Below are 22,060 nucleotides of genomic sequence, written 5' to 3'. Positions count from 1 at the left end.
TTCCATGACCGTCTGATGAACGCATTCACGCGCGGCGCAGAGGAACTTCTGCAGCAGGTCTTGCACCTGCGCGACGCCGCTCTCGCGGCCGAACAAGCCCAGGCCGAACGCCTCGCCGCATTTCCCGAAGCGCGGAGAATCAGCGCCCGCAACCTGCTGCACTACCTCGCGGTGCGCCGGGTGGATCTGCGCCCGCTGCAAATGCGGCTCGCGCAGCTCGGCCTGTCTTCACTCGGTTATCTGGAGCCGCACGTTCTCGCCTCGCTGCAGGCCGTGGCCACGCGGCTTGCGGAGATGGTCGGCCATACCCCCGCGTCGCCCCCTGCTTCCTGCTGCACCTTCGCCACCGGCGCGCGGCTGCTGCAAGACAACGCCACAGCCTTGCTCAACCCGCCGCGCGACAAGCGCGATGTTCGCATCATGGTGACCCTGGACAGCCACGACACCGACTCACAGCAGCTCGGCGAGCTGGTGGCTGCCGGCATGGACATTGCCCGCATCAACTGCGCCCACGACGACGCACCGACCTGGCGTCGCATGGCCGCGCTGGTGCGGGCCGCCCCGCCCACGCCCGTCGGCCCGGCGCTGGTGCAGATTGACCTGGCCGGGCCGAAATCCCGCACGGGCAGCGTGACACCGCAGGGCCGCGTGCTGCACCTGCGGCCGCAGCGCGATCTGCGCGGCCAGACGCTGGCCCCCGCCCTGCTCGACCTGTGGTGCGGCGATGGCCCCGTGCCGACCCGCCACACCACAGCGCCCGTGCTTTGCGCAGCAGACGCGCAACCCGCGCTCGCCGCGGTCTTTCCCGACCCGCTCACGCTGCACTTCACCGACACGCGCGGCCGCGCACGCCATGCCAGACTGATGGCGCGCGACGGTGCCCTTTTGCGCTTCGCCTTCGACCGTGCCGCGTACATTGAAGAGGGCTTGCCCTTCAGCCTGTGCGACGAGCAAGGTGGCGCTCTATGCGTCGCCCGCTTCGCCGGTGTACCCGAAGTTGCCGGCGTTCTTCACCTGCGCGTGGGAGACCCGCTGCTGCTCACGCGAGACGACCTCCCCGGCAGCCCGGGCGAACGCGACGAGCAAGGCCGGTGGCTAACGCCGCCACAAATCCACTGCACGCTCGAAGCCGCTTTTGACGCGGCACAGCCCGGACAGTCGGTCTGGCTGGACGATGGGCGCATCGGCGCGATCATCGAATCCCGTTCGGCGCAAACGCTGCAACTGCGCGTCACCTACGCCGCGCCGCAGGGCAGCAAGCTGCGCGCCGAAAAAGGCATCAACTTTCCCGACACCTCGTTCGACGTGCCGGCCCTGACCGCCAAGGATCTCGATGACTTGAGCGCCATGGCATCGCAGGTCGATCTGGTCGCGCTGTCGTTCCTACGTGGCCCGCAGGACGTGCAGGCGCTGCGCGAACATCTCGCCCGGAACGGCCGCGAAGATGTGGGCATCGTGCTCAAGATCGAAAACCAGCAGGCCTTCGCGCAGCTTCCGGCCATTCTGCTCGAGGCGCTGGCCCACCCCAAGGTCGGGGTGATGGTGGCGCGCGGCGATCTGGCGGTGGAGATGGGATTCGAGCGCCTGTCCGAAGTGCAGCAGGAAATCATCTGGCTGTGCGAAGCTGCGCACCTACCGGTGATCTGGGCCACGCAGATTCTCGACACCCTGGCACGCAGCGGCCTGCCCTCCCGGCCTGAAGTGACCGATGCGGCCATGAGCACCCAGGCCGAGTGCGCCATGCTCAACAAGGGCCCTTACATCGCCGACGCGGTGCGCTTTCTCTGCGGCGTGCTCGAGCGCATGGAGGGACATTACGCCAAACGCATGGCGCTGCGCCGCCCGCTCTCCATCGCGCAGCCCGGCTTGCTTGAACCGCCCGCAACCGCCGCACCGGCGAGCCCAAAAAACTCCGAACCTGGCCCTTGATCGCGCATCCAACGCCGTGCAGGATTGATTGCATGGACGTTTCACTTTGTTGCATCGCAACAAGCGACTGCTTGACATTTGTCAACGACAGGCGCCCAAATCAGTGAGCGCTTATAGAGGGTTGTCCTAATGTCCAAGCCAGATCGGGCAGGGAACAATGCGCCATCTTTTGCGGAGTCACACAATGGATTCAAAGCGTCGCACATGGTTGATCGCAACGGGCTGCGCCGGCTGCGTGGCGGCAGGAGGGGCTGCCGTTCCCTTCGTCGACTCGCTCGCCCCCTCCGCCAAGGCGCGCGCCGAGGGCGGCCCGGTGGACGTCGATATCAGCTCGTTGCGCCCGACCGAGAAAATCACGGTGCTCTGGCGCGGCCAGCCGGTCTGGATTCTGCACCGCACCCCGGCGATGCTGGAGTCGCTCAACGAAACCCAGTCGCTCGTCGCCGACCCGGACTCCAAGCGCACCGCCTTTCCCACCCCGGTGTGGGCGCAAACGCAGTGGCGCTCGATCAAAAAGGAATACCTGGTGGTCGTGGGCATCTGCACCCACCTGGGCTGCTCGCCGGTGGATCGATTCACGCCCGGGCCGCAGCCCTCACTGCCCTCCGACTGGGATGGTGGCTTCCTCTGCCCCTGCCACGGTTCGATGTTCGACCTGGCCGGCCGGGTGTTCAAGAACATGCCCGCCCCGGACAACCTGGTCGTGCCGCCCTATATGTACGTGACCGACACCAAGCTGCGCATCGGCGAACACGAAAAAGCCTGAAGCCCGGCTGTCTCAGACAGTCCTCACACCCCCCACAAGATCAACAGGAGACGACTCGATGGCAGATCAATCGATGCATGGCGCCCATGCAGCCCCCGAACACGGCGGGCTGCGCGGCTGGGTGGACAAGCGCTTTCCGTTTTCCTCGTTGTGGAGCGCGCACCTGACCGAGTATTACGCGCCGAAAAACCTCAACTTCTGGTACTACTTCGGCTCGCTGTCCATCGTCGTGCTGGCCATCCAGATCGTCAGCGGCATCTTCCTGGTGATGAACTACAAGCCCGACGCCGCACTGGCCTTCGGCTCGGTCGAGTACATCATGCGCGACGTTAACTGGGGTTGGCTGATCCGCTACATCCACTCGACGGGCGCCTCGGCGTTTTTCATCGTGGTGTATCTGCACATGTTCCGCGGGCTGATCTACGGCTCGTATCGCACCCCGCGCGAACTCATCTGGATCTTCGGCTGCCTGATCTTTCTGTGCCTCATGGCCGAGGCCTTCTTCGGCTACCTGCTGCCCTGGGGGCAGATGTCGTTCTGGGGCGCTCAGGTGATCGTCAACCTGTTCTCGGCCATACCGGGCATCGGCCCCGATCTGGCGGTGTGGATTCGCGGTGACTACGTGGTGAGCGACGTGACGCTGAACCGCTTTTTCGCCTTCCATGTCATCGCCATTCCGCTGCTGCTCATCGGCCTGGTGGGCTCGCACATCATCGCCCTGCACCAGGTCGGCTCGAACAACCCGGACGGCGTGGAAATCAAGGACAGCAAGGATGGCCGCGGCATTCCGCGCGACGGCGTGGCGTTTCATCCCTACTACACCGTGCACGATCTGTTCGGGCTGTCGGTGTTTCTGATGATCTTCTGCGCCGTGGTGTTCTTCGCGCCGCAGTTCGGCGGCTACTTTCTCGAGCACAACAACTTCATCCCGGCCAACCCGCTGAAAACCCCGCCGCACATCGCGCCGGTCTGGTATTTCACGCCGTTCTATTCCATCCTGCGTGCCACGACCAGCAACACCGTGCACATCTGGATGGTCGTGGTGGCTGCGGCCACACTGTTCGCGCTGTGGCGCAACAGAACGAAGCCCACCCGCGCCGTGCTGTTCGTCGTGGGCGGCGGTTTGCTGTTCTGGGCTCTGGCCACGGTGGATGCCAAGTTCTGGGGCGTGGTCAGCATGGGCGGTGCGGTGGTGATCTTCTTTTTCTTGCCCTGGCTGGACAAGTCTCCGGTCAAGTCCATCCGCTACCGCCCCACCTGGCACCGAGCCGTCTACACCCTGTTTGCCATCAACTTCGTCGTGCTGGGCTATTTCGGCATCCAGCCGCCCTCCCCTGTGGCCTACGCGGTGGCGCTGACCTGCACCCTGCTGTACTTCAGCTTCTTCTTCCTCATGCCCTGGTGGAGTCGATTGGGAGAGTTCAAGCCCGTGCCGCAACGCCTGACTTACAAGGCCCACTGATGCCCGCGACCATGACCGCTCTCCTGCGCCCCCTTCTGCGCCCTCTCCTGCCCCCCAACCTGCGCCGTCTGTGTCTGGGTCTGCTGCTCGGGTTGATGCTGCAAGGCATGGCCAACGCCGCCTCGGAGGAACAAGAAATTCCGCTCGATCACGCGCCCTACCGGGTCAACAACGTGCTCGCCCTGCAGAACGGCGCGCGACTGTTCGTCAATTACTGCATCGGCTGCCATTCGGCCAAATACATGCGGTATGAAAGTCTGCGTGGCATTGGCCTCAACGACGACCAGATCCAGCACAACCTCATGTTCGGCGACGCCAAGATCGGCGACACCATGCGCGTGGCCATGACCCCGGCGCAGGCCGAGAAATGGTTCGGCACCGAGCCGCCCGATCTGTCCATCATCACCAAGGCCCTGGCTTCGCATCGGGGCAGCGGCGCAGACTATCTCTACACCTATCTGCGCACCTTCTACCGCGACGACACCCGGCCGACGGGTTGGAACAACCTGGTCTTCCCCGGTGTGGGCATGCCTAACCCCCTCTGGATGCTGCAGGGCGAGCGCGCGGCCAACTTCCAGATCGGTCCCGACCCGTCCGACCCCGCTGTGAAGCTCAAGACCTTTGCCGGCTACACCCAGCTCACCCAGGGCAGCGAGACGACAACCGAGTATGATTCGACAGTTGCCGACCTCGTCGCCTACATGCAATGGATGGCCGAGCCCGACCAGCTGCTGCGCAAGCGCCTTGGCGTCATAGTGCTCATCTTCCTCGGATTGTTCAGCTTCATCACCTGGAAACTGAAGTCCGAATACTGGAAAGACGTCACATAACCGGCAGCCGACCGCAGCTGCGGCGGCGCAATCCGATTCACCGGGGTGGCATGCCACCCCGTTCTGCTTTTTTGAGCCTGACAGGAGTCTGTATTCATGATGGTGCTCTATTCCGGCACGACCTGCCCGTTTTCGCAGCGTTGCCGCTTCGTGCTGTTCGAGAAAGGCATGGATTTCGAAATCCGTGACGTCGATCTCTTCAACAAACCTGAGGATGTCAGCGTCATGAACCCCTACGGTCAGGTGCCCATCCTGGTCGAGCGCGATCTCATTCTGTACGAGTCCAACATCATCAACGAGTACATCGACGAGCGCTTCCCGCATCCCCAGCTCATGCCCGGCGATCCGGTCGCCCGCGCCCGCGTGCGGCTGTTCCTGTTCAACTTCGAAAAGGAACTGTTCGTGCACGTCAGCACCCTGGAATCGCGCGCAACCAAGTCCAACGAGAAGGCCCTCGAAAAGGCCCGCAGCGCCATTCGCGATCGTCTGACGCAACTGGCGCCGGTGTTCCTGAAAAACAAATACATGCTGGGCGAAGACTTCTCCATGCTCGATGTCGCCATCGCCCCGCTGCTTTGGCGCCTGGATCACTACGGCATCGATCTGCCCAAATCGGCACTGCCTCTGGCCAAGTATGCCGAGCGCATTTTCCAGCGCCCGGCCTACATCGAGGCGCTGACGCCCTCCGAGAAGATCATGCGCAAATAGGCGCCCGGTGCATCGTGATGGACAGTGGTTCGCAAGACATCGGCTCGACCAAGCCCTACCTGATCCGCGCCCTTTACGAATGGTGCACGGACAACGGCCTGACGCCGTATCTCGCCGTTCAGGTCGGCCCGGGCGCCCGCGTGCCGCTGGAGTTCGTGAAAAACGGCGAAATCGTTCTGAACATCAGCTTCGATGCCACCAGCGGCCTGAACATCGGCAACGACGAAATCCGCTTCAAGGCTCGATTCGGCGGCGTTGCCCGCGACATCCTCGTCCCCATCGCCCAGGTCTCTGCGATTTACGCGCGTGAAAACAGCCAGGGCATGGCCTTTCCTGTGGAAGCCGCCTCCGAGACAGACGCACTCGACGAGCGCAACGACGCTCCCGCCGCAGCCGACCAGGAAGACTCGCCCCCCCCTGCCAAGCCAGTAAGACTGCGCCCGGTAGAATCGACCCCATCCGAGACGGACAACCCGCCCCCGGAACCGCCAGCCACCCCGCCACGTCCCGGTGGCACGCACCTCACCCGCGTGAAATAGTTTTCAACACGCAACACGGCGCCGACCGGCGCCCCTGCCGACTTAGCTCAGCTGGTAGAGCAACCGCCTTGTAAGCGGTAGGTCATCCGTTCGATTCGGATAGTCGGCACCAGTTTCAGTCGGGAATTTGCGAGCATGCGGCACGATGGCCCGCCCTTGCCTCACCCCTGAATGCGCCTTCCCCATAGCCCATGCTGTCACGCTGTCGGACGCGGACAAAACCCCCAATTCCTGTACGAACGAGTCGGATAAACGCGAAACTGGACAACGCGTCTCAATTTGTATCAAATAGTGACCGAGCCTTTACTGGCTCTTTCAGGGAGTGTGCAATTCACCCAGGTCCTCACCGACCTGGGTTTTTTTTGCCTGCGCTTTGCATGGCGCGCCTGCGGGTCGCTAGGAGTCTGTCGGGCTTGGGGCGCGGATGGCGAAAAATGGGCCTGCGGATGCCATGTGGCGGCGGATTTGCAGCCCCATACCGGGACTATGAGGCAAAAAGCCGCTGCCGCAGGGCGCCGCAGGCCCATTTTGCAGCCCGCGATCCTCAAGTCCGACAGACTCCTAGCATGAGCCGAAGATGTTGCGGCGCAACTGAGAGACAATGTGCCCAGTTTTGCATTGGGCTTTGCGTATGTCCTCCTCTTCCCCCCGCACCGACTGGCCGCAGGCCATCGTCTTGCACAAGCTCTCTCGCGTGCTCGAACTGACCTACGCTGACGGAACCCAGTACCGCCTGCCCTACGAGTTGCTGCGGGTGTATTCGCCCTCGGCGGAGGTTCGCGGGCATGGGCCGGGGCAGGAAACCCTGCAGACTGGCAAGCGGCTGGTCGAGATCGACAGCGTGGCCCAGGTCGGCAACTATGCCATCCAGCCCCACTTTTCCGATGGGCACGACTCGGGCATCTTCACCTGGGAATATCTGCACTTTCTGGGGTTGAATCAAGAATCGCTCTGGGCAGACTATCTCGCCCGCCTCGAAAAAGCCGGCGCCGACCGCGACACCCCTCAGCCCGCCGCTGCAAAAGGGCATCACTGCGCATCTCATTGATTTTCGTGACCATGACTGATCCTCAACCGACTTCCACGACCCACTTCGGCTACGAGCAGGTCGCCGAGAGTGAAAAGGCTGCGCGTGTGCGCGGTGTGTTCGATTCCGTCGCGTCGCGTTATGACGTGATGAACGATCTGATGAGCATGGGCCTGCACCGTGTCTGGAAAACCTTCACGGTTGCCGTGTCCGGAGTGCGGGCGGGGCATCGCGTGCTGGATGTCGCCGCAGGTACCGGAGACTTGTCTCGCGCCTTCGCCCGCAAGGTGGGCCCCACGGGCCAGGTGGTGATGAGCGATATCAACGGGTCCATGCTCAAGGCCGGGCGCGACCGGCTCATCGACTCGGGTGTTCTCGTGCCTACGGTACTGTGCGACGCCGAACAACTGCCCTTTGCGGATGCCGAATTCGATCTGGTGAGTGTGGCCTTCGGTCTGCGCAACATGACGCACAAGGACAAGGCCTTGCGCGAAATGCAGCGCGTGCTCAAACCCGGTGGCAAGCTGCTCGTGCTGGAGTTTTCCAAGCCCTGGGAACCACTGCGAGGCGCCTACGATCTCTATTCATTCCAGGTTCTGCCTCGGCTAGGCAAAAGGGTGGCAGGAGACGCGCAAAGCTATCAGTACCTCGCCGAATCCATCCGCATGCACCCCGACCAGGAAACGCTGGCCGGCATGATGCGCGAGGCGGGCTTCGGGCATGTCGACTGGCACAACCTGACCGCTGGCGTGGTAGCCCTCCATATCGGCCAGAAATATTGAGTGGACGCAATACATTTGGCATCGATTGAACTTTCTCGTCCGACTGGTAACAAAATGTCACCTCATTTCGACTTTCAGGAATTTGCATGAAAACGACCGGTTTGCTCCGCAGTGTTCTAGCCTTCGGCCTGATGCTGACCCTCGCACTTGGCGCAGTCGATGCGCAGGCCAAGCGCATGGGGGGTGGCAAGAGCATCGGACGGCAGAGCAATGCCGTCACGCAGCGTGAGGCGGCTCCGCCCCAACAGGCGGCACCCGCAGCAACGCGTCAGCAGGCCGCGGCCACGCCGCCCGCCAAACAACCCAGCCGCTGGGGCGGCATCCTCGGCGGTCTGGCTGCCGGTCTGGGCTTGGCTGCCCTCTTCCATGCCCTCGGTTTCGGAGGCGCGCTGGCCTCGTTCCTCGGCTCTGCGCTGATGATCGGCCTGCTCGCCCTGGCGGCGTTCTGGATCTTCAGCCTGTTGCGCCGCAAGTCAAGCGCAGGCAAAACCGCTCAATCCATGCAGTACGCCAACGCGTCCTCGGGCGGTTATGCGCAGGCGCCTCTGGGCGTCGAAACCCAGATGCCATCGCAGTGGTCGCCGCAGTCGGCAGGCACGTCGTCCACGGGGGCGTCGTCCATCCCGGCCGATTTCGACCGTGAAGGCTTCCTGTCGAGCGCCAAACAGCACTACACCCGGCTTCAGCAAGCCTGGGATGCGGCCGATCTGAACAGCCTCCAAACCTTCACCACCCCTGAGATGTACGAGGCCCTGGCGGCCGAGTTGCACCAGCGCGGCATGACGCCCAACAAAACCGAAGTCGTCACGCTCGAGGCCTCGCTTCTGGCTCTGGAGGAAACCCCGGCCGAGTATGTCGCCAGCGTGGAGTTCTCCGGACTGGTGCGCGAAGAAACCTGGGGCGGAGCCAGCCCGGTGCGTGAAGTCTGGAATTTGGTTAAGCCACGCGACGGATCGAGTGGCTGGCAACTGGCCGGCATTCAGCAGCTGAATTGACCCTCTGACTCACTCCGTCGGCACGCCGCAGTCGCGCAAGCGCTGCGGCGTTTTTCTTATTTGCGCCGCAGCGGCGCATTCAGGGATCGGAACGGGCTCCTAGAATGAGCCCGCAAACCGCCAGACCCGACGCATGTCCGAAGCCCAGACCTTGATACCCGACCGCGCACAGCTTGCACGCAGGTTGCAGCAGCTTGTCCCTCCCGCGATTAACCACCTGCTCGCCGCCGACCCTCAAGCCCAGGGCAAACTCCGCGGGCATGCCGGCAAGACCTTGGTGTTCAGTGCCCTCGGTGTGGACATGCCCTGGGAAATCGAGGCCGGGGGGCTGCTTCAAGCCGCATCGCAGTCGGCGCTGACACCCGACGAAGCCAGTCTGCACATCGCCGTCGATCTGGACGCCGTGCGTGACGCCATCGCCCGACGTGCCCCGCTGAATCTGAGCGGTGCGCGCCTGCGAGGCGACGCCGAGCTTGCGCAAACCCTGTCCTGGCTGATGGCCCATGTCCGCTGGGACGTGGAAGACGATCTCGCAGCCATCGTGGGCGACATCCCCGCGCACCGGATCGTGCAGACTGGCCAGGCTGCGGTGAAGCAAGGCCAGCAAGCCTGGGAGCGCGCGCATGACCGTGCGCGCGAATGGTTCGCCGCCGAGCCGCGAGCGCTGGTCAGCCGCAGCGAATGGGCACAGCAGCAGGAGGCGGTACGCGACCTGCGCGACCGTGCCGCCCGGCTCGAAAAGCGCCTCGCCCTGCTGCGCCAACAATTCGGCATTCGCTGAGAGCTTGTGAACAACCCATGCGCCGCCTGCTACGCCTGCTGAAAATCTTCTCCGTCATCCTGCGCTACGGCCTGGATGAAATGGCGCTGTCGAGTTTTCAACACCCTTGGTTGCGACGCCTGAGCCGCATCCTCACGTTGGGTCGCCCTCTGACCCAGCCGCGCGGGGAGCGCCTGCGTCTGGCGCTCGAAAGTCTGGGGCCGATCTTCGTCAAGTTCGGCCAGGTGCTCTCCACCCGCCGCGACCTGTTACCGCCCGACATCGCCGACGAACTCGCCAAGCTGCAGGACAAGGTGCCGCCGTTCGACTCCGATGTTGCCGTGGCCATCATCGAACGCTCGTTTGGCCGGCCCATCGAAGCCCTGTTTGCCACTTTCGAACGTCGTCCCGTGGCCAGTGCCTCGATCGCCCAGGTGCACTTTGCCACGCTGCACCCGCAACAAGGCGGCGCCGAAGTGGCGGTCAAGGTGCTGCGCCCTGGCATGCACAAGGTCATCGAGGAAGACCTGGCCTTGATGCACACCATGGCCGCCCTGGTCGACCGCCTGTGGAGCGAAGGGCGGCGCCTCAAGCCGCGCGAAGTGGTGAGCGAGTTCGACAAATACCTCCACGATGAACTCGATCTGGTGCGCGAGGCCGCCAACGGCGCGCAACTGCGCCGCAACATGGCCTCGCTCGACCTCGTGCTCATCCCCGAGATGTATTGGGATCTGTGCCGCAATGAAGTGATCGTGATGCAGCGCATGAAGGGTGTGCCCATCGGTCGCGTCGACGCGCTGCGTGCCGCCGGCGTGGACTTCAAGCAACTGGCCAAGGCGGGCGTGGACATTTTTTTCACCCAGGTGTTCCGTGACGGCTTTTTTCATGCCGACATGCACCCTGGCAACATCATGGTCAGCCTGCAACCCGAAACCTTCGGTCGCTACATCGCGCTGGATTTCGGCATCGTCGGCACTCTGTCCGATTTCGACAAGGACTATCTGGCGCAGAATTTCATCGCCTTTTTCCGCCGCGATTACAAGCGGGTTGCGGAGCTTCATGTGGAATCCGGCTGGGTGCCGGCAGACGCGCGCATCGACGAACTCGAAGCCGCGGTGCGCAGCGTCTGCGAGCCGCAGTTCGCCCGTCCACTCAAAGACATATCGCTCGGGCAGGTGCTGCTGCGACTGTTTCAGGTCTCGCGCCGGTTCAAGGTGGAAATTCAGCCCCAGCTCGTGTTGCTGCAGAAAACCCTGCTCAACGTCGAAGGCCTCGGGCGCCAGCTCGACCCGGAGCTCGATCTTTGGACCACGGCGCAGCCCTTTCTCGAAAAGTGGATGAAGAGTCAGGTCGGCTGGCCAGCCTTCCGCGACAAGCTGAAGAACGAGTCGACGCGCTACGCGCAGTACCTTCCCGAGATTCCGCGTCTACTGCACCAGGCTCTGCTGTCCCACGAGAAGCGCGACGATCCGGTGCTGCGTGAATTGCTGCAGGAGCAGCGCCGCACCAACGCCCTGCTGCAGACTCTGATGGCGTTTGTCGTGGGCTTCATCGCCGCCGTGCTCCTCATCGCCGCGGTGGACAGCGGCTGGTTGCGGCGCCTGTTCTGAATCCTCTCCCACTTGCCCATGACCCTAACCGACCGACGATTGCCCGACGGCACAGCCATTCCCGCCCTTGGGCTGGGCACCTGGCGCATGGGCGAGCAGGCGCAGGCGCGCAAGGCCGAAGTGCTCGCCGTGCGCGAAGCACTGCGCCTCGGCTACCGGCTCATCGACACCGCCGAGATGTATGGCGAAGGCGGCGCCGAGAGCATGCTCGGCGAGGCGTTGACGCAGGCCTTTGCCGCGGGCGAAGTGCGGCGCGAATCGCTCACACTCGTCAGCAAGGTGTATCCGCATCACGCCAGCACGCGCGGCGTGGTTCAAGCCTGCGAGCGCAGCCTGCGGAGGCTCAAGATCGATCAGATCGATCTGTATCTGCTGCACTGGCGGGGCGACTATGCGTTGACAGAAACGATCGAGGGCTTAGCCCAGCTCCAGCGTCGCGGGCTGATTCGGCACTGGGGGGTGAGCAATTTCGATGTGAGCGACATGGACGAGCTTTTCGCCTTGCCGGGCGGCACCGCATGCGCCACCAATCAGGTCTATTACAGTCTGGAGGCGCGCGGCATCGAGTTCGATCTGCTGCCCTGGCAGCAGCGCAACTCGATGCCGCTCATGGCCTACAGCCCCATCGGCCAGGGCGCGCTCGCTTCACATCCGGCCCTGGAGGCCATCGGACGAAATCTCGGCGCCAGCGCCGCCCAGGTGGCCCTGGCCTGGGTACTGCATCAACCGGAAGTCATCGCCATCCCCAAGGCCGTGCGCAGCACCCACCTGCGAGAAAATCTGGCCGCCACGCAACTGGCGCTTTCGGCCGAAGACCTGCAGCGCCTCGACGCCCTCTTCAACCCGCCCCGCGAGAAGCAGCCCCTGGCGATGATTTGACGCGAGGCTTGCCGCACCCGTCGCGGCTCGGCACAATGCCTTTGTCCACTGCCCACCCAACCATCATGTCCGACACACAAATCCGCGACACCCTGCAGCGCCTTCACGCCGCGCTGCAAGCCCAACCGACCGTCGATCCTGAACTCAAGGGCCTGCTGCAAACGCTAGAACAGGACATTCAGGCCGCACTCGACCGTCAGCAGACCCAGCCCGAGCCCGCCCCGAGCAACGATCTCGCCGAGCAGGCCCAGACCCTGGCGACCCGCTTCGCGGCGGAACATCCGAACATCGATCTGGCCCTGCGCGAACTGCGCAGCCTGCTACTCGGACTGGGGCTCTAGGAGCCTGTCGGGCTTGGGGCGCGGAAAGCGAAAAATGGGCATGCGGATTGCCATGTGGCGGCGGATTTGCAGCCCCATAGCCCGAGCTATGGGGCAAAAAGACGCTGCCGCAGGGCGCCGCAGGCCATTTTGCAGCACGCGATCCTCAAGTCCGACAGGCTCCTGGCTCGCCTTGTACCGTCGGCTGCGCCGAGAGCTGACGCGCCATGCGGATGGCGGCGATGAGGCTGGCCGGATCGGCGACATCCCGTCCAGCGATGTCGAACGCCGTGCCATGATCTGGGCTGGTGCGCACGAAGGGCAATCCCAGGGTCACGTTCACACCCTGCTCCACGCCGAGATACTTCACCGGAATCAGCCCCTGGTCGTGGTACATCGCCACGACGATGTCGAAAGCGCCGGGATGTTCGGGCGGCGCGTGGCGCGCCCGCATGAACACCGTATCGGGCGGATAGGGGCCGCTGGCGTCGATGCCTTCGCTGCGCGCCTGAGCGATCGCAGGGGCGATGACACGCGCCTCTTCGTCGCCGAACAGCCCTGATTCACCCGCATGCGGATTCAGCCCCGCCACTGCGATACGGGGCCGCCGCAGCCCCCACGCGCGGGCCGCGTGATGCGCAATGCGCAGGGTCTGCAGCACCGCGTCGGTCGTCACCGCATCGATGGCTTTCCTGAGAGCCATGTGCACCGTGACCAGCACGGTCTTGAGCTGATCGTTGGCCAGCATCATGCGCACCGGCACGCCGCCCGCCAGATGTTGCAGGATTTCGGTATGACCCGGGAAGTCCACCCTGGCCGCATGCAGCGCCTCCTTGTGGATCGGCGCCGTCACCACAGCCGCCACGCGACCGGCCAGCGCGTCGCGGGCTGCGGCTTCGATGCATGCGAAGGCGGCCGCACCCGCACGCGCATCCACCTGGCCGACGGCCAGATCTTCAGGCAGCCGCACGATGGGCAGCACCGGTATGGCGCCTCGCGGTGCGCTCTGCCACTGCGCCAGATCGTCGAGCGCCACGACGGGCGGGCGGCTGCTATCCGGGGTGAAAGACATGGCACGCGCTGTGTGCGCCAGCCACGCGGCGTCGCCATAGACCACGCAGCCCTCGGCCTCGCCTTTGGCGAATGCCCGCACGATGAGCTCCGGACCGATGCCGCAGGCGTCGCCCAGGGTGAGCGCCAGCGGCAGCCGCGCTTCAGGCGGGGTTGTCGAGATCGAGGAAGACATGGTCGAGTGCGTAAGTGGTGGCCAGATGGTCGCCGAGCGCGCGGATGCCGTCGCGCTCGGTGGCGTGATGACCGCAGGCCAGGTAGGTGATGCCCATTTCACGCGCGAAGTGGGCCGTGGGTTCGGAGATCTCTCCGCTGACATAGGTTCGAGCACCAGCGGCCCAGGCGTCCTCGATCCAGTCCTGCGCCCCGCCGGTACACCAGGCCAGCAGCCCGACCGGCGCATCGGCATCGCCCACCACCAGAGGCGCACGCCCAAGGTCGCGGGCGATGGCCTGGGCCAGCGCGTCCACCGAGTCCTGCGCGGCGTAACCCACGCAGCCGAGCTGCTGCTTGCCGAAACGCCCCTGCACCGACCAGCCCAGCCGCCGCGCCAGCATCACGTTGTTGCCGACTTCGGCGTGCGCGTCGAGCGGCAGGTGATAGGCAAACAGATTGAGATCGGCGGCCAGCAAGAGCCCCAATCGCTTGCGCTTCTGGCGAATGACGCGCGGATCTTCGCCCCGCCAGAAGTAGCCGTGATGCACCAGCAGAGCGTCGGCGCGCAGCGCAATCGCGCGCTCGATCAAGGCCAGGCTCGCGGTCACGCCCGTCACGATGCGCTGGACATCCTCCCGGCCCTCGACCTGCAGGCCGTTTGGGCAATAATCGGTGAAACGCGCGCAATCGAGATAGGTATCGATTTCGCTCTGCAATAGATCTCTGCGCATGGTGGTCTTGAAGCTCGAACGGCCGCCGCCATGTGACCCAACATCTCTCCTGATGCCTCTGTATGCGACGCCTCTGGCTGCTATTTTCCCAGACTGTGACCATCGCGCTTGCCGCGCTGTTCGTCATCTCCACCCTCAAGCCGACGTGGATAGGCTTCGGCCTATCCGCAACTGCGCCGAAGCAGGCGCCAACCGTGGTCACCATTCAGGATGCATCGAGCAAGCCCGCGGCGCTACCGGCACCGGGCAGCTACAGCGCCGCCGCTCTCAAGGCCATGCCGGCCGTCGTCTCCATCACAACCTCCAAAACTCCGCAGCGTCTGCCCGGCCGCGACGCCTGGCTGCGCCAGTTTCAGGGCGGGCGCCAGCCCACCGTCGGTCTGGGCTCGGGGGTCATCGTCAGCCCCGATGGCTACATTCTGACGAACAACCATGTCGTCGAAGGCGCGGATCAGATCGAGGTCACACTGGCTGACGGGCGCGAGGCCAAGGCCACCCTGGTGGGCCGCGACCCGGATACCGATCTGGCCGTGCTGCGCATCCAGCTCACCGACTTGCCCGTCATCACCTTCGGCAATGATGCCAATGCCCACGTCGGCGATGTGGTGCTGGCCATCGGCTACCCCTTCGGCGTCGGCCAGACCGTGACCCAGGGCATCATCAGCGCGCTCGGTCGCACGCAGCTGGGCATCAACACCTTCGAGAATTTCATCCAGACCGACGCCGCCATCAACCCCGGCAATTCCGGCGGCGCGCTGGTCGATGCCAATGGCAACCTCATCGGCATCAACACCGCCATCTTCTCGCGCAGCGGCGGTTCCCTGGGCATCGGCTTCGCGGTTCCGGTATCCACCGCGCGCAACGTCATGCAACAGCTCATCAGCACCGGCCAAGTCGTGAGGGGCTGGATCGGCGTCGAGCCGCAGGACGTGACGGACCGCCTCGCCCGCGCCCTCAATCTGCCTCACCCGGAAGGCGTGGTCATCGTCGGGGTGCTGCGCAACGGCCCCGCCGATGCCGCAGGCATGCGCCCGGGGGATGTGGTGCTCGATGTGAACGGCAAGCTGGTGAGCAATACGGGCCAGCTGCTGAACGCCGTGGCCGGTCTCAAGCCGGGCAGCGAAGCGGCGCTTCAGGTGCTGCGCGACGGCAAGGCCGCCACCCTGCACATTCGCATCGGCACCCGACCGCAGAGCCTCAGCCAGAATCAACCCGCCGAGGACAGCGAAGGCGTGCTGCCCTGAGCCGCACCAAGACGCGGCACTACGACGTGGAGGATTGCGCGTCCTGCTCGTCTTCGGACGGCGGCGCCGAATACTTCACTAGATACTTCGCCGCCAAAATACCCACCTCGAACAACAGAATCATCGACACCGCCAGCGAAGTCTGTGACACCACGTCGGGCGGTGTGACGATCGCCGCGATGATGAAAGCAGCCACGATGAAGTAGCTGCGCCAGGATTTGAGCTGCTCGACCGTCACCAGCCCGAAGCGCACCAGCACCATCAACACCACGGGCACCTCAAAGGCAGTGCCGAAGGCCATGAACATGGTCAGCATGAAGCTGAGGTAGGCCTCGATGTCCGGAGCTGCGGTGATGACCTTGGGCGCAAAACTCTGAATGAAGGTGAACAGACGGCCGAAAACGAAGAAATAACAGAATGCGACGCCCATGTAGAACAGCACCGTGCTGCTGACGATCAGCGGCATGACCAGACGCTTTTCGTGGGTGTACAGACCGGGCGCCACAAAGGCCCACACCTGATAGAGCACGGCGGGCAAGGCGATCATGAACGCCACAAGCAGCGTGACCTTGATCGGCACCACGAAGGGCGAGATCACGCCGATGGCGATCATCGTCGAGCCCTTGGGCAGGTGGGCGATCAGCGGGTGAGACAGCAGATCGAACAGCCCCGAGGGGCCCGGATAGATCGACAGCACGATGAACACCACGCCGATGGCCGCAATCGCCCGGATGAGGCGATTGCGCAATTCGATCAGGTGCGAGATGAACGGCTGTTCGGCCTCGGGGCTGTCCGGTGTCACGGTTTTCTTGGAGTCAGACACGGGCGATGCACTCGTTTGCAAGGGGAAGAAGAAGCATGAGGTGAGAACGCCGCACCATGCGGCTTCAGCGCTTGACGCGGTAACGCGCCATGCGCGCCGCGCCCGACAGCGCCTGCGTGCGCACCCGGGCTTGCCGCCGGTACCACTGCGGAACGGTATTGCCCGAGAGCTTCTTGCGCTTCTTGGTCGGGTAGTCGGGGCTGGGCAAGGACGCCGAGGAAAAGCCGTCGGCCATGGAGGGTTCGGCTGCGCCGTTCAACCCAGCGGTGGCCTCTTTCCAGGCGTCATCAAAACTGCCCTGCACTTCGGCGACGTTGTCGGCCACCGACTTTTTCATGTCTTGTGCCGCCGATTCGAGCGACGCCTTCACATTGCGCAGTTCTTCCAGATCCATCTGCCGGTTGACTTCGGCCTTGACCTCGGCGAGATAGCGCTGCGCGCGACCCAGCAGATTGCCTGCAGTGCGCGCCACACGCGGCAGCTTTTCAGGGCCGAGCACGACGAGAGCAACGACGCCGATCAAGCCGATTTCGGACATTCCGATATCAAACATGGGCGATCAGGGGGAGAGAGGCAAGACGACAATCCGAGCCGAGCGGCTGGCGGCGGCAAGAACAAAAAACCGGCATCGCTGCCGGCACGCAGAGTGAAAAGACGCTCAGGAAGAGGCCTTTTCCTTGGCCTGCACGTCGATGGCTTCCTTTTTCGCGCTGGCTTCGGCCGCCAGTTGCTTGTCGGCCTCTGCCGGCTTGTCGTCGGCACTGGCGTCGCGCATGCCGTCCTTGAAGCCCTTGACCGCTGAACCCAGGTCGGAGCCCATGTTCTTCAGTTTTTTGGTGCCAAACACCATCATCACAATCACCAGCACGATCAGCCAGTGCCAAATGCTAAATGAGCCCATGATCTACTCCTTCACCACAAAAAATTAAGGGGCCTGTTTTTTCCACGGGCGGGGACCGCCCATAACGTGCAAGTGCAGGTGGAACACTTCCTGACCGCCATTCTGGCCGGTATTGATGACAGTGCGAAACCCGTCATCGCAACCTTGCTTACGCGCCAGTCTGGGTACAAGCTGCAACATTTTACCGAGTAAGGCCGTGTGCTCAGTACCCACATCGAACAAAGACGATAGATGCAGTCGGGGAATGATCAGGAAATGCACCGGCGCCGCAGGGTGAATGTCGTGAAACGCAAGGACATCGTCATCCTGATAGAGGATTTTCGCCGGCAACTGACCGGCGGCGATCTTGCAGAAAATGCAATGGGGATCGGTCATGGCGTCTTGTAATAAAAATCAAAGGGAAGGATGAACCAGCTTGCGTTCGGTGAGCTTGAGCCAGCCCTTGACCACGCGGTAGATGGTCCAGAAGTAAACGATGCCCAGCACCACGAACCCCAGGCCGAACACCCAGATCAGGCCGAAACCGATCACCGACCAGAACAGGCCCCACCAAAAAGTGCGGATCTGCCAGCGCAGATGGTTTTCCAGCCAGGTGCCACGGGCGTCGTCCAGTTTGACGTAGTCGATGATCACGCCGACGATGGCGGTGATGCCCCAGAAAAAACTCAGCGCCTGCAGCACATAGACCACGAGCGCGATGGTCTTGAGGCCTTCTATGTCCTGCGAGCCGGGTGGCTCCACGATGGTGCGGTCTTGCATGGTCGGAGGCTCAGGTGGGACGCGACGCAAATTCGGCCAGGCCTGAGCGGCCTTCACGACGTTCGAGTTCGGCGAGAACCTGCTGCGGCGTCAGGCCATGTTGGGCCAGGGCGATCAGACTGTGAAACCACAGGTCGGCCGTCTCGTACAACACTTTATCGGGCGCGCCGTCCTTGGCCGCCATGACGAGCTCGGTGGCTTCCTCCCCGATCTTTTTCAGGATGGCATCTTCGCCCTTTTGGAACAGGCGAGCCACGTAGGACACGCTCGGGTCGGCATGCTTGCGGCTGGCGATGGTGGCGTAGAGGCGCTCCAGCACCGCGCCGGAATCATTCGCTGCGGTCGAATCGACCGAAGCATGCGTCTGGTGATAAATCTGCGCCGGGTCTTTCAGCACGGGATCGGACGCAACCCAATGGTCTTGTTCGAGGCGGCTGAAAAAGCACGACTCGCGCCCGGTGTGACAGGCAATGCCACCGGCCTGCTCGACTTGCAGCAACACCACGTCGCCATCGCAATCGAGGCGGATGTCGCGCACGGTCTGCACATGGCCGGACTCCTCGCCCTTGTGCCACAGCTTGTGCCGCGAACGCGACCAATACACGGCCTCGCCGCGCAGATGCGTCTGTTCCAGCGCCTCGCGGTTCATCCAGGCGAACATGAGCACACGCCCGGTATGGGCGTCTTGGACAATGGCCGGGACGAGACCGCGGGCATCCCATTTGACTTGATCGAGCCAGTTCATTGGACGAAGTTTAGTCTGAGCAGGTGACGCCGAAGACGTCGTCCGCGCGAGCAGGTTTCGCAACATGCTCAAGACGACCAGTCGGGACGCATGGCGATGCCACGAGACGCTAGGTGCTGCTTGGCCTGCCCCACGGTGTATTCGCCATAGTGAAAGATGCTGGCGGCCAGTACGGCGTCGGCGTGGCCTTCCAGGAATCCGGCGGCCAGATGATCGAGATTGCCGACGCCCCCCGAGGCGATGACGGGCACGCTTACCGCGTCGGATACGGCACGGGTGAGCGCCAGATCGAAACCGGCCTTGGTGCCATCGCGGTCCATGCTGGTGAGCAGGATTTCACCGGCGCCGGCGTTGGTCATGCGCACGGCCCATGCCACCGCATCCAGCCCCGTGGCCTTGCGGCCGCCATGGGTATAGACCTCCCAGCCTTCGCCGTCGGCCCGCCGCTTGGCGTCGATGGCCACGACGATGCACTGCGCGCCGTACTTGGCCGAGACATCGGCGATGACCTGGGGATTGGCCACGGCGGCGGAGTTGAAGCTGACCTTGTCGGCACCGGCGTTGAGCAGGCGACGAACGTCCTCCACGGTGCGCACGCCGCCACCGACGGTCAGGGGAATGAACACCTGCGACGCCACGGCCTCGATCTGATGCAGCAGCAGATCGCGCGCGTCGCTGGTGGCGGTGATGTCGAGAAAGGTGAGTTCGTCCGCGCCCTGGGCGTTGTAGCGGGCGGCGATTTCGACCGGGTCGCCGGCGTCGCGCAGTCCGACGAAATTGACGCCCTTGACCACACGGCCACCGTTCACGTCGAGGCAGGGAATGATGCGCTTGAACAGCATGGGCGGTGGGGCGGAAAACGAAAGACTTTGGAGGCGATGGGGGCGGTCAACGGCTGGTGACGTAGCGTTGCGCGGCGGCGAAATCGAGGGCGCCGGTATAGATGGACCGGCCGCAGATCACGCCCTCCACACCGCTGCTCTCGACCTCGCAGAGTTTCTCGATGTCAGCCATGCCCGACAGCCCGCCGGAGGCGATGACCGGCACATCGAGGGCTTCGGCCAGTCGTACCGTCGCCTCGATGTTGATGCCGGTGAGCATGCCGTCGCGGCCGATATCGGTGTAGATCACGCCTTCGATGCCGTAGTCCTGGAACTTGCGCGCCAGGTCGGCGACTTCATGACCGGTCAGCTTGCTCCAGCCATCGGTGGCGACCTTGCCGTCGCGGGCGTCGAGACCGACGATGATGTGCCCGCCGAAGGCACTGCAGGCATCGCGCAGGAAGCCGGGGTTCTTCACCGCCGCCGTGCCGATGATGACGAAACTCAGGCCCTGATCGAGGTAGGCCTCGATGGTGTCCAGATCGCGAATGCCGCCGCCGAGCTGCACCGGAATCTCGTCGCCCACTTCGTCGAGGATAGCCGCAATGGCCTCGGCGTTGCGCGGCTTGCCCGCGAAGGCTCCGTTGAGATCCACCAGGTGCAGACGCTCGGCCCCCTGATCGATCCAGTGCCTGGCCATGGCTGCGGGATCTTTGGAGAACACCGTGGCGCCTTGCATCTCACCTTGTTCGAGGCGAACGCATTGGCCGTCCTTGAGGTCGATTGCCGGAATGAGCAGCATGATGTCAGGGCAGAGAAAGATCAGTCAGAACACGGAGATCGCAACAGCGAAACAACAAACACCACCGGCTCGCTCATGGCGACCAGTGCAGAAAATTGCGGTAGAGCATCAGCCCGGCTTCGGCGCTTTTCTCGGGGTGAAACTGCGTGGCGAATAGATTGTCACGCGCCACCGCGCTGGCAAAGCGCACGCCGTATTCGGTTTCGCCCGCGCTGTGCCCATCGTGCTCCGGCGCGGCGTAGTAGCTGTGCACAAAGTAGAAGGCCGAGCCGTCGGGAACATTCGCCCACAGGGGATGCAGAGCGCTTAGTGCATCGCGCCCCTGCCAGACGGCGTTCCAGCCCATGTGCGGCACCTTGTAACGGCTGCCGTCGGGCTGCGACTGGCCTTCGAGGTCGAAGCGCTGCACCTGACCGGGAATGAGGCCGAGCCCGTCGACGTAACCTTCGGTGCTGTGATCGAGCAACATCTGCATGCCCACGCAGACGCCGAACAGCGGCTTGCTGGCAGCGGCCTCCAGGACGGCTTCCTGCAGACCCGATTCGCGCAGTTCGCGCATGCAATCGGGCATGGCGCCCTGCCCCGGCAGCACCACGCGGTCTGCAGCACGCACCGCGGCCGGATCGGAGGTCACGATCACCTCGAAGGGCGTATCGGCAGCCACATGCGCGACAGCCTGCGACACCGAGCGCAGATTGCCCATGCCATAGTCCACGACGGCAACGCGTTTCATCGATTCAGGATTGGTGACGGTCGATTGATCAGAGGACGGACGCGCAGGCGCTCAACAGGCCGTGACGCGAATTTACAGCGAACCTTTGGTCGAGGGAATCACCTCACCCATGCGGGGATCGCGCTCGGCCGCCGCGCGCAGCGCACGGCCAAACGCCTTGAACACGGTTTCGCATTGGTGATGAGCATTGTCGCCGCGCAGATTATCGACATGCACGGTGATGGCGGCATGATTGACCAGCCCCTGAAAGAATTCGTGGGCCAGATCGACGTCGAACTCGCCGATCATGGCGCGGGTGAAGGGCACCTGCCATTCCAGGCCGGGACGGCCCGAAAAGTCGATGACCACACGGCTGAGCGCCTCATCGAGCGGCACGTAGGCATGGCCATAGCGGCGAATGCCCTTCTTGTCGCCGATCGCCTTGGCCAGCGCCTGGCCCAGCGTAATGCCGACGTCTTCCACCGTGTGATGCGCGTCGATATGCAGATCGCCCTTGGCCTGAATGTCGAGGTCGATCAGCCCGTGCCGGGCGATCTGGTCGAGCATGTGATCGAAAAAACCCACCCCCGTGTCCAGTCTGGACACGCCGGTGCCATCGAGGTTGATGGACACGGTGATCTGCGTCTCGGCGGTGTTGCGGGAAACCTGGGCAGTGCGCATGGGGAAA

26 protein-coding genes and 1 tRNA gene are annotated in these 22,060 nt (G+C 63.8%); 15 read left to right on the top strand and 12 right to left on the bottom strand.

Annotated elements, in window-relative coordinates:
- The first annotated feature begins 15 nt into the window (after window positions 1–15).
- The 14 genes from ASC45_RS03990 to ASC45_RS03925 all read left to right on the top strand — a co-directional run bounded on the left by ASC45_RS03990 (window position 16) and on the right by ASC45_RS03925 (window position 12,628).
- A complete protein-coding gene (locus ASC45_RS03990; RefSeq protein WP_072242964.1) occupies window positions 16–1,929 on the top strand; it encodes a pyruvate kinase in 1,914 nt (637 codons plus the stop codon).
- Between the two features lie 184 nt (window positions 1,930–2,113).
- Entirely contained in the window at window positions 2,114–2,695 is a 582-nt protein-coding gene (gene petA, locus ASC45_RS03985; RefSeq protein WP_055449730.1) for a ubiquinol-cytochrome c reductase iron-sulfur subunit, read from the top strand.
- A gap of 58 nt (window positions 2,696–2,753) precedes the next feature.
- Complete coding sequence (locus tag ASC45_RS03980; protein WP_055449729.1) at window positions 2,754–4,157, top strand: cytochrome b; 1,404 nt, start codon at window positions 2,754–2,756, stop codon at window positions 4,155–4,157.
- On the top strand, window positions 4,157–4,987 hold the full coding sequence (locus ASC45_RS03975; RefSeq protein ID WP_141655717.1) for a cytochrome c1: 831 nt from the start codon (window positions 4,157–4,159) through the stop codon (window positions 4,985–4,987). The genes ASC45_RS03980 and ASC45_RS03975 overlap by 1 nt, the downstream gene beginning before the upstream one ends.
- Before the next feature lie 96 nt (window positions 4,988–5,083).
- Window positions 5,084–5,695, top strand: a complete 612-nt coding sequence (locus ASC45_RS03970; protein ID WP_055449728.1) for a glutathione S-transferase N-terminal domain-containing protein — start codon at window positions 5,084–5,086, stop codon at window positions 5,693–5,695.
- A 17-nt stretch (window positions 5,696–5,712) separates the two neighbouring features.
- Window positions 5,713–6,234, top strand: coding sequence for a ClpXP protease specificity-enhancing factor (locus ASC45_RS03965; RefSeq protein ID WP_055449727.1), 522 nt, complete (start codon window positions 5,713–5,715; stop codon window positions 6,232–6,234).
- 36 nt (window positions 6,235–6,270) lie between these two features.
- A tRNA-Thr gene (locus ASC45_RS03960) sits at window positions 6,271–6,346 on the top strand.
- Between the two features lie 519 nt (window positions 6,347–6,865).
- Window positions 6,866–7,282, top strand: a complete 417-nt coding sequence (locus tag ASC45_RS03955; protein WP_055449726.1) for a gamma-butyrobetaine hydroxylase family protein — start codon at window positions 6,866–6,868, stop codon at window positions 7,280–7,282.
- 11 nt (window positions 7,283–7,293) lie between these two features.
- A complete protein-coding gene (gene ubiE / locus ASC45_RS03950) occupies window positions 7,294–8,043 on the top strand; it encodes a bifunctional demethylmenaquinone methyltransferase/2-methoxy-6-polyprenyl-1,4-benzoquinol methylase UbiE (protein WP_055449824.1) in 750 nt (249 codons plus the stop codon).
- Window positions 8,044–8,129: 86 nt separating this feature from the next.
- Window positions 8,130–9,038 (top strand): Tim44 domain-containing protein, encoded by a 909-nt coding sequence (locus ASC45_RS03945; protein ID WP_055449725.1) that lies wholly within the window; start codon window positions 8,130–8,132, stop codon window positions 9,036–9,038.
- Window positions 9,039–9,171: 133 nt separating this feature from the next.
- On the top strand, window positions 9,172–9,819 hold the full coding sequence (locus ASC45_RS03940; RefSeq protein ID WP_055449724.1) for a ubiquinone biosynthesis accessory factor UbiJ: 648 nt from the start codon (window positions 9,172–9,174) through the stop codon (window positions 9,817–9,819).
- A gap of 17 nt (window positions 9,820–9,836) precedes the next feature.
- Window positions 9,837–11,408, top strand: coding sequence for a ubiquinone biosynthesis regulatory protein kinase UbiB (gene ubiB, locus ASC45_RS03935; protein ID WP_055449723.1), 1,572 nt, complete (start codon window positions 9,837–9,839; stop codon window positions 11,406–11,408).
- A gap of 18 nt (window positions 11,409–11,426) precedes the next feature.
- Window positions 11,427–12,287, top strand: a complete 861-nt coding sequence (locus ASC45_RS03930; protein WP_055449722.1) for an aldo/keto reductase — start codon at window positions 11,427–11,429, stop codon at window positions 12,285–12,287.
- 65 nt (window positions 12,288–12,352) lie between these two features.
- Complete coding sequence (locus ASC45_RS03925; protein ID WP_082454228.1) at window positions 12,353–12,628, top strand: DUF4404 family protein; 276 nt, start codon at window positions 12,353–12,355, stop codon at window positions 12,626–12,628.
- A gap of 145 nt (window positions 12,629–12,773) precedes the next feature.
- On the opposite strand, the gene pdxA is transcribed toward ASC45_RS03925, so the two are convergent.
- Both pdxA and ASC45_RS03915 read right to left on the bottom strand, forming a co-directional pair.
- Window positions 12,774–13,853 carry a 4-hydroxythreonine-4-phosphate dehydrogenase PdxA gene (gene pdxA, locus ASC45_RS03920; RefSeq protein ID WP_055449720.1) on the bottom strand — a complete coding sequence of 360 codons (1,080 nt, stop codon included), beginning with the start codon at window positions 13,851–13,853 and terminating at the stop codon, window positions 12,774–12,776.
- A complete protein-coding gene (locus ASC45_RS03915; protein ID WP_055449719.1) occupies window positions 13,822–14,565 on the bottom strand; it encodes a Nif3-like dinuclear metal center hexameric protein in 744 nt (247 codons plus the stop codon). The genes pdxA and ASC45_RS03915 overlap by 32 nt, the downstream gene beginning before the upstream one ends.
- Window positions 14,566–14,627: 62 nt before the next feature.
- Here ASC45_RS03915 and ASC45_RS03910 point away from each other — a divergent pair, with 62 nt between their 5' ends.
- Window positions 14,628–15,809: a S1C family serine protease gene (locus ASC45_RS03910; RefSeq protein ID WP_055449718.1), complete on the top strand. Its 1,182-nt coding sequence runs from the start codon at window positions 14,628–14,630 to the stop codon at window positions 15,807–15,809.
- Between the two features lie 19 nt (window positions 15,810–15,828).
- Here the strand turns inward: ASC45_RS03910 and tatC are convergent, their stop codons facing one another.
- From tatC to hisB, 10 genes are all read right to left on the bottom strand, one after another.
- Complete coding sequence (gene tatC, locus ASC45_RS03905) at window positions 15,829–16,632, bottom strand: twin-arginine translocase subunit TatC (RefSeq protein ID WP_055449717.1); 804 nt, start codon at window positions 16,630–16,632, stop codon at window positions 15,829–15,831.
- 64 nt (window positions 16,633–16,696) lie between these two features.
- On the bottom strand, window positions 16,697–17,185 hold the full coding sequence (gene tatB, locus ASC45_RS03900) for a Sec-independent protein translocase protein TatB (RefSeq protein WP_055449716.1): 489 nt from the start codon (window positions 17,183–17,185) through the stop codon (window positions 16,697–16,699).
- Between the two features lie 105 nt (window positions 17,186–17,290).
- Window positions 17,291–17,533: a Sec-independent protein translocase subunit TatA gene (gene tatA / locus ASC45_RS03895; protein WP_055449715.1), complete on the bottom strand. Its 243-nt coding sequence runs from the start codon at window positions 17,531–17,533 to the stop codon at window positions 17,291–17,293.
- Between the two features lie 24 nt (window positions 17,534–17,557).
- Window positions 17,558–17,908, bottom strand: a complete 351-nt coding sequence (locus ASC45_RS03890) for a histidine triad nucleotide-binding protein (RefSeq protein ID WP_055449714.1) — start codon at window positions 17,906–17,908, stop codon at window positions 17,558–17,560.
- A gap of 18 nt (window positions 17,909–17,926) precedes the next feature.
- Window positions 17,927–18,292: a DUF4870 family protein gene (locus ASC45_RS03885; protein WP_055449713.1), complete on the bottom strand. Its 366-nt coding sequence runs from the start codon at window positions 18,290–18,292 to the stop codon at window positions 17,927–17,929.
- Window positions 18,293–18,302: 10 nt separating this feature from the next.
- Window positions 18,303–19,037 (bottom strand): bifunctional phosphoribosyl-AMP cyclohydrolase/phosphoribosyl-ATP diphosphatase HisIE, encoded by a 735-nt coding sequence (gene hisIE / locus ASC45_RS03880; RefSeq protein WP_055449712.1) that lies wholly within the window; start codon window positions 19,035–19,037, stop codon window positions 18,303–18,305.
- A gap of 68 nt (window positions 19,038–19,105) precedes the next feature.
- The gene (gene hisF / locus ASC45_RS03875) at window positions 19,106–19,879 is read right to left on the bottom strand and encodes an imidazole glycerol phosphate synthase subunit HisF (protein WP_055449711.1); all 774 of its coding nucleotides are present in this window, start codon (window positions 19,877–19,879) and stop codon (window positions 19,106–19,108) included.
- A gap of 46 nt (window positions 19,880–19,925) precedes the next feature.
- Window positions 19,926–20,660 (bottom strand): 1-(5-phosphoribosyl)-5-[(5-phosphoribosylamino)methylideneamino]imidazole-4-carboxamide isomerase, encoded by a 735-nt coding sequence (hisA, locus tag ASC45_RS03870; RefSeq protein WP_055449710.1) that lies wholly within the window; start codon window positions 20,658–20,660, stop codon window positions 19,926–19,928.
- A gap of 73 nt (window positions 20,661–20,733) precedes the next feature.
- On the bottom strand, window positions 20,734–21,393 hold the full coding sequence (gene hisH / locus ASC45_RS03865; RefSeq protein WP_055449709.1) for an imidazole glycerol phosphate synthase subunit HisH: 660 nt from the start codon (window positions 21,391–21,393) through the stop codon (window positions 20,734–20,736).
- Window positions 21,394–21,465: 72 nt separating this feature from the next.
- Window positions 21,466–22,053 (bottom strand): imidazoleglycerol-phosphate dehydratase HisB, encoded by a 588-nt coding sequence (gene hisB, locus ASC45_RS03860; protein ID WP_055449708.1) that lies wholly within the window; start codon window positions 22,051–22,053, stop codon window positions 21,466–21,468.
- Window positions 22,054–22,060: the final 7 nt, after the last annotated feature.

Source organism: Thiomonas bhubaneswarensis (assembly GCF_001418255.1).
Lineage (GTDB): Bacteria > Pseudomonadota > Gammaproteobacteria > Burkholderiales > Burkholderiaceae_C > Thiomonas > Thiomonas bhubaneswarensis.
The sequence above is the reverse complement of the archived record's forward strand: the minus strand, read 5'-3'. Positions and strand labels throughout refer to the sequence as shown.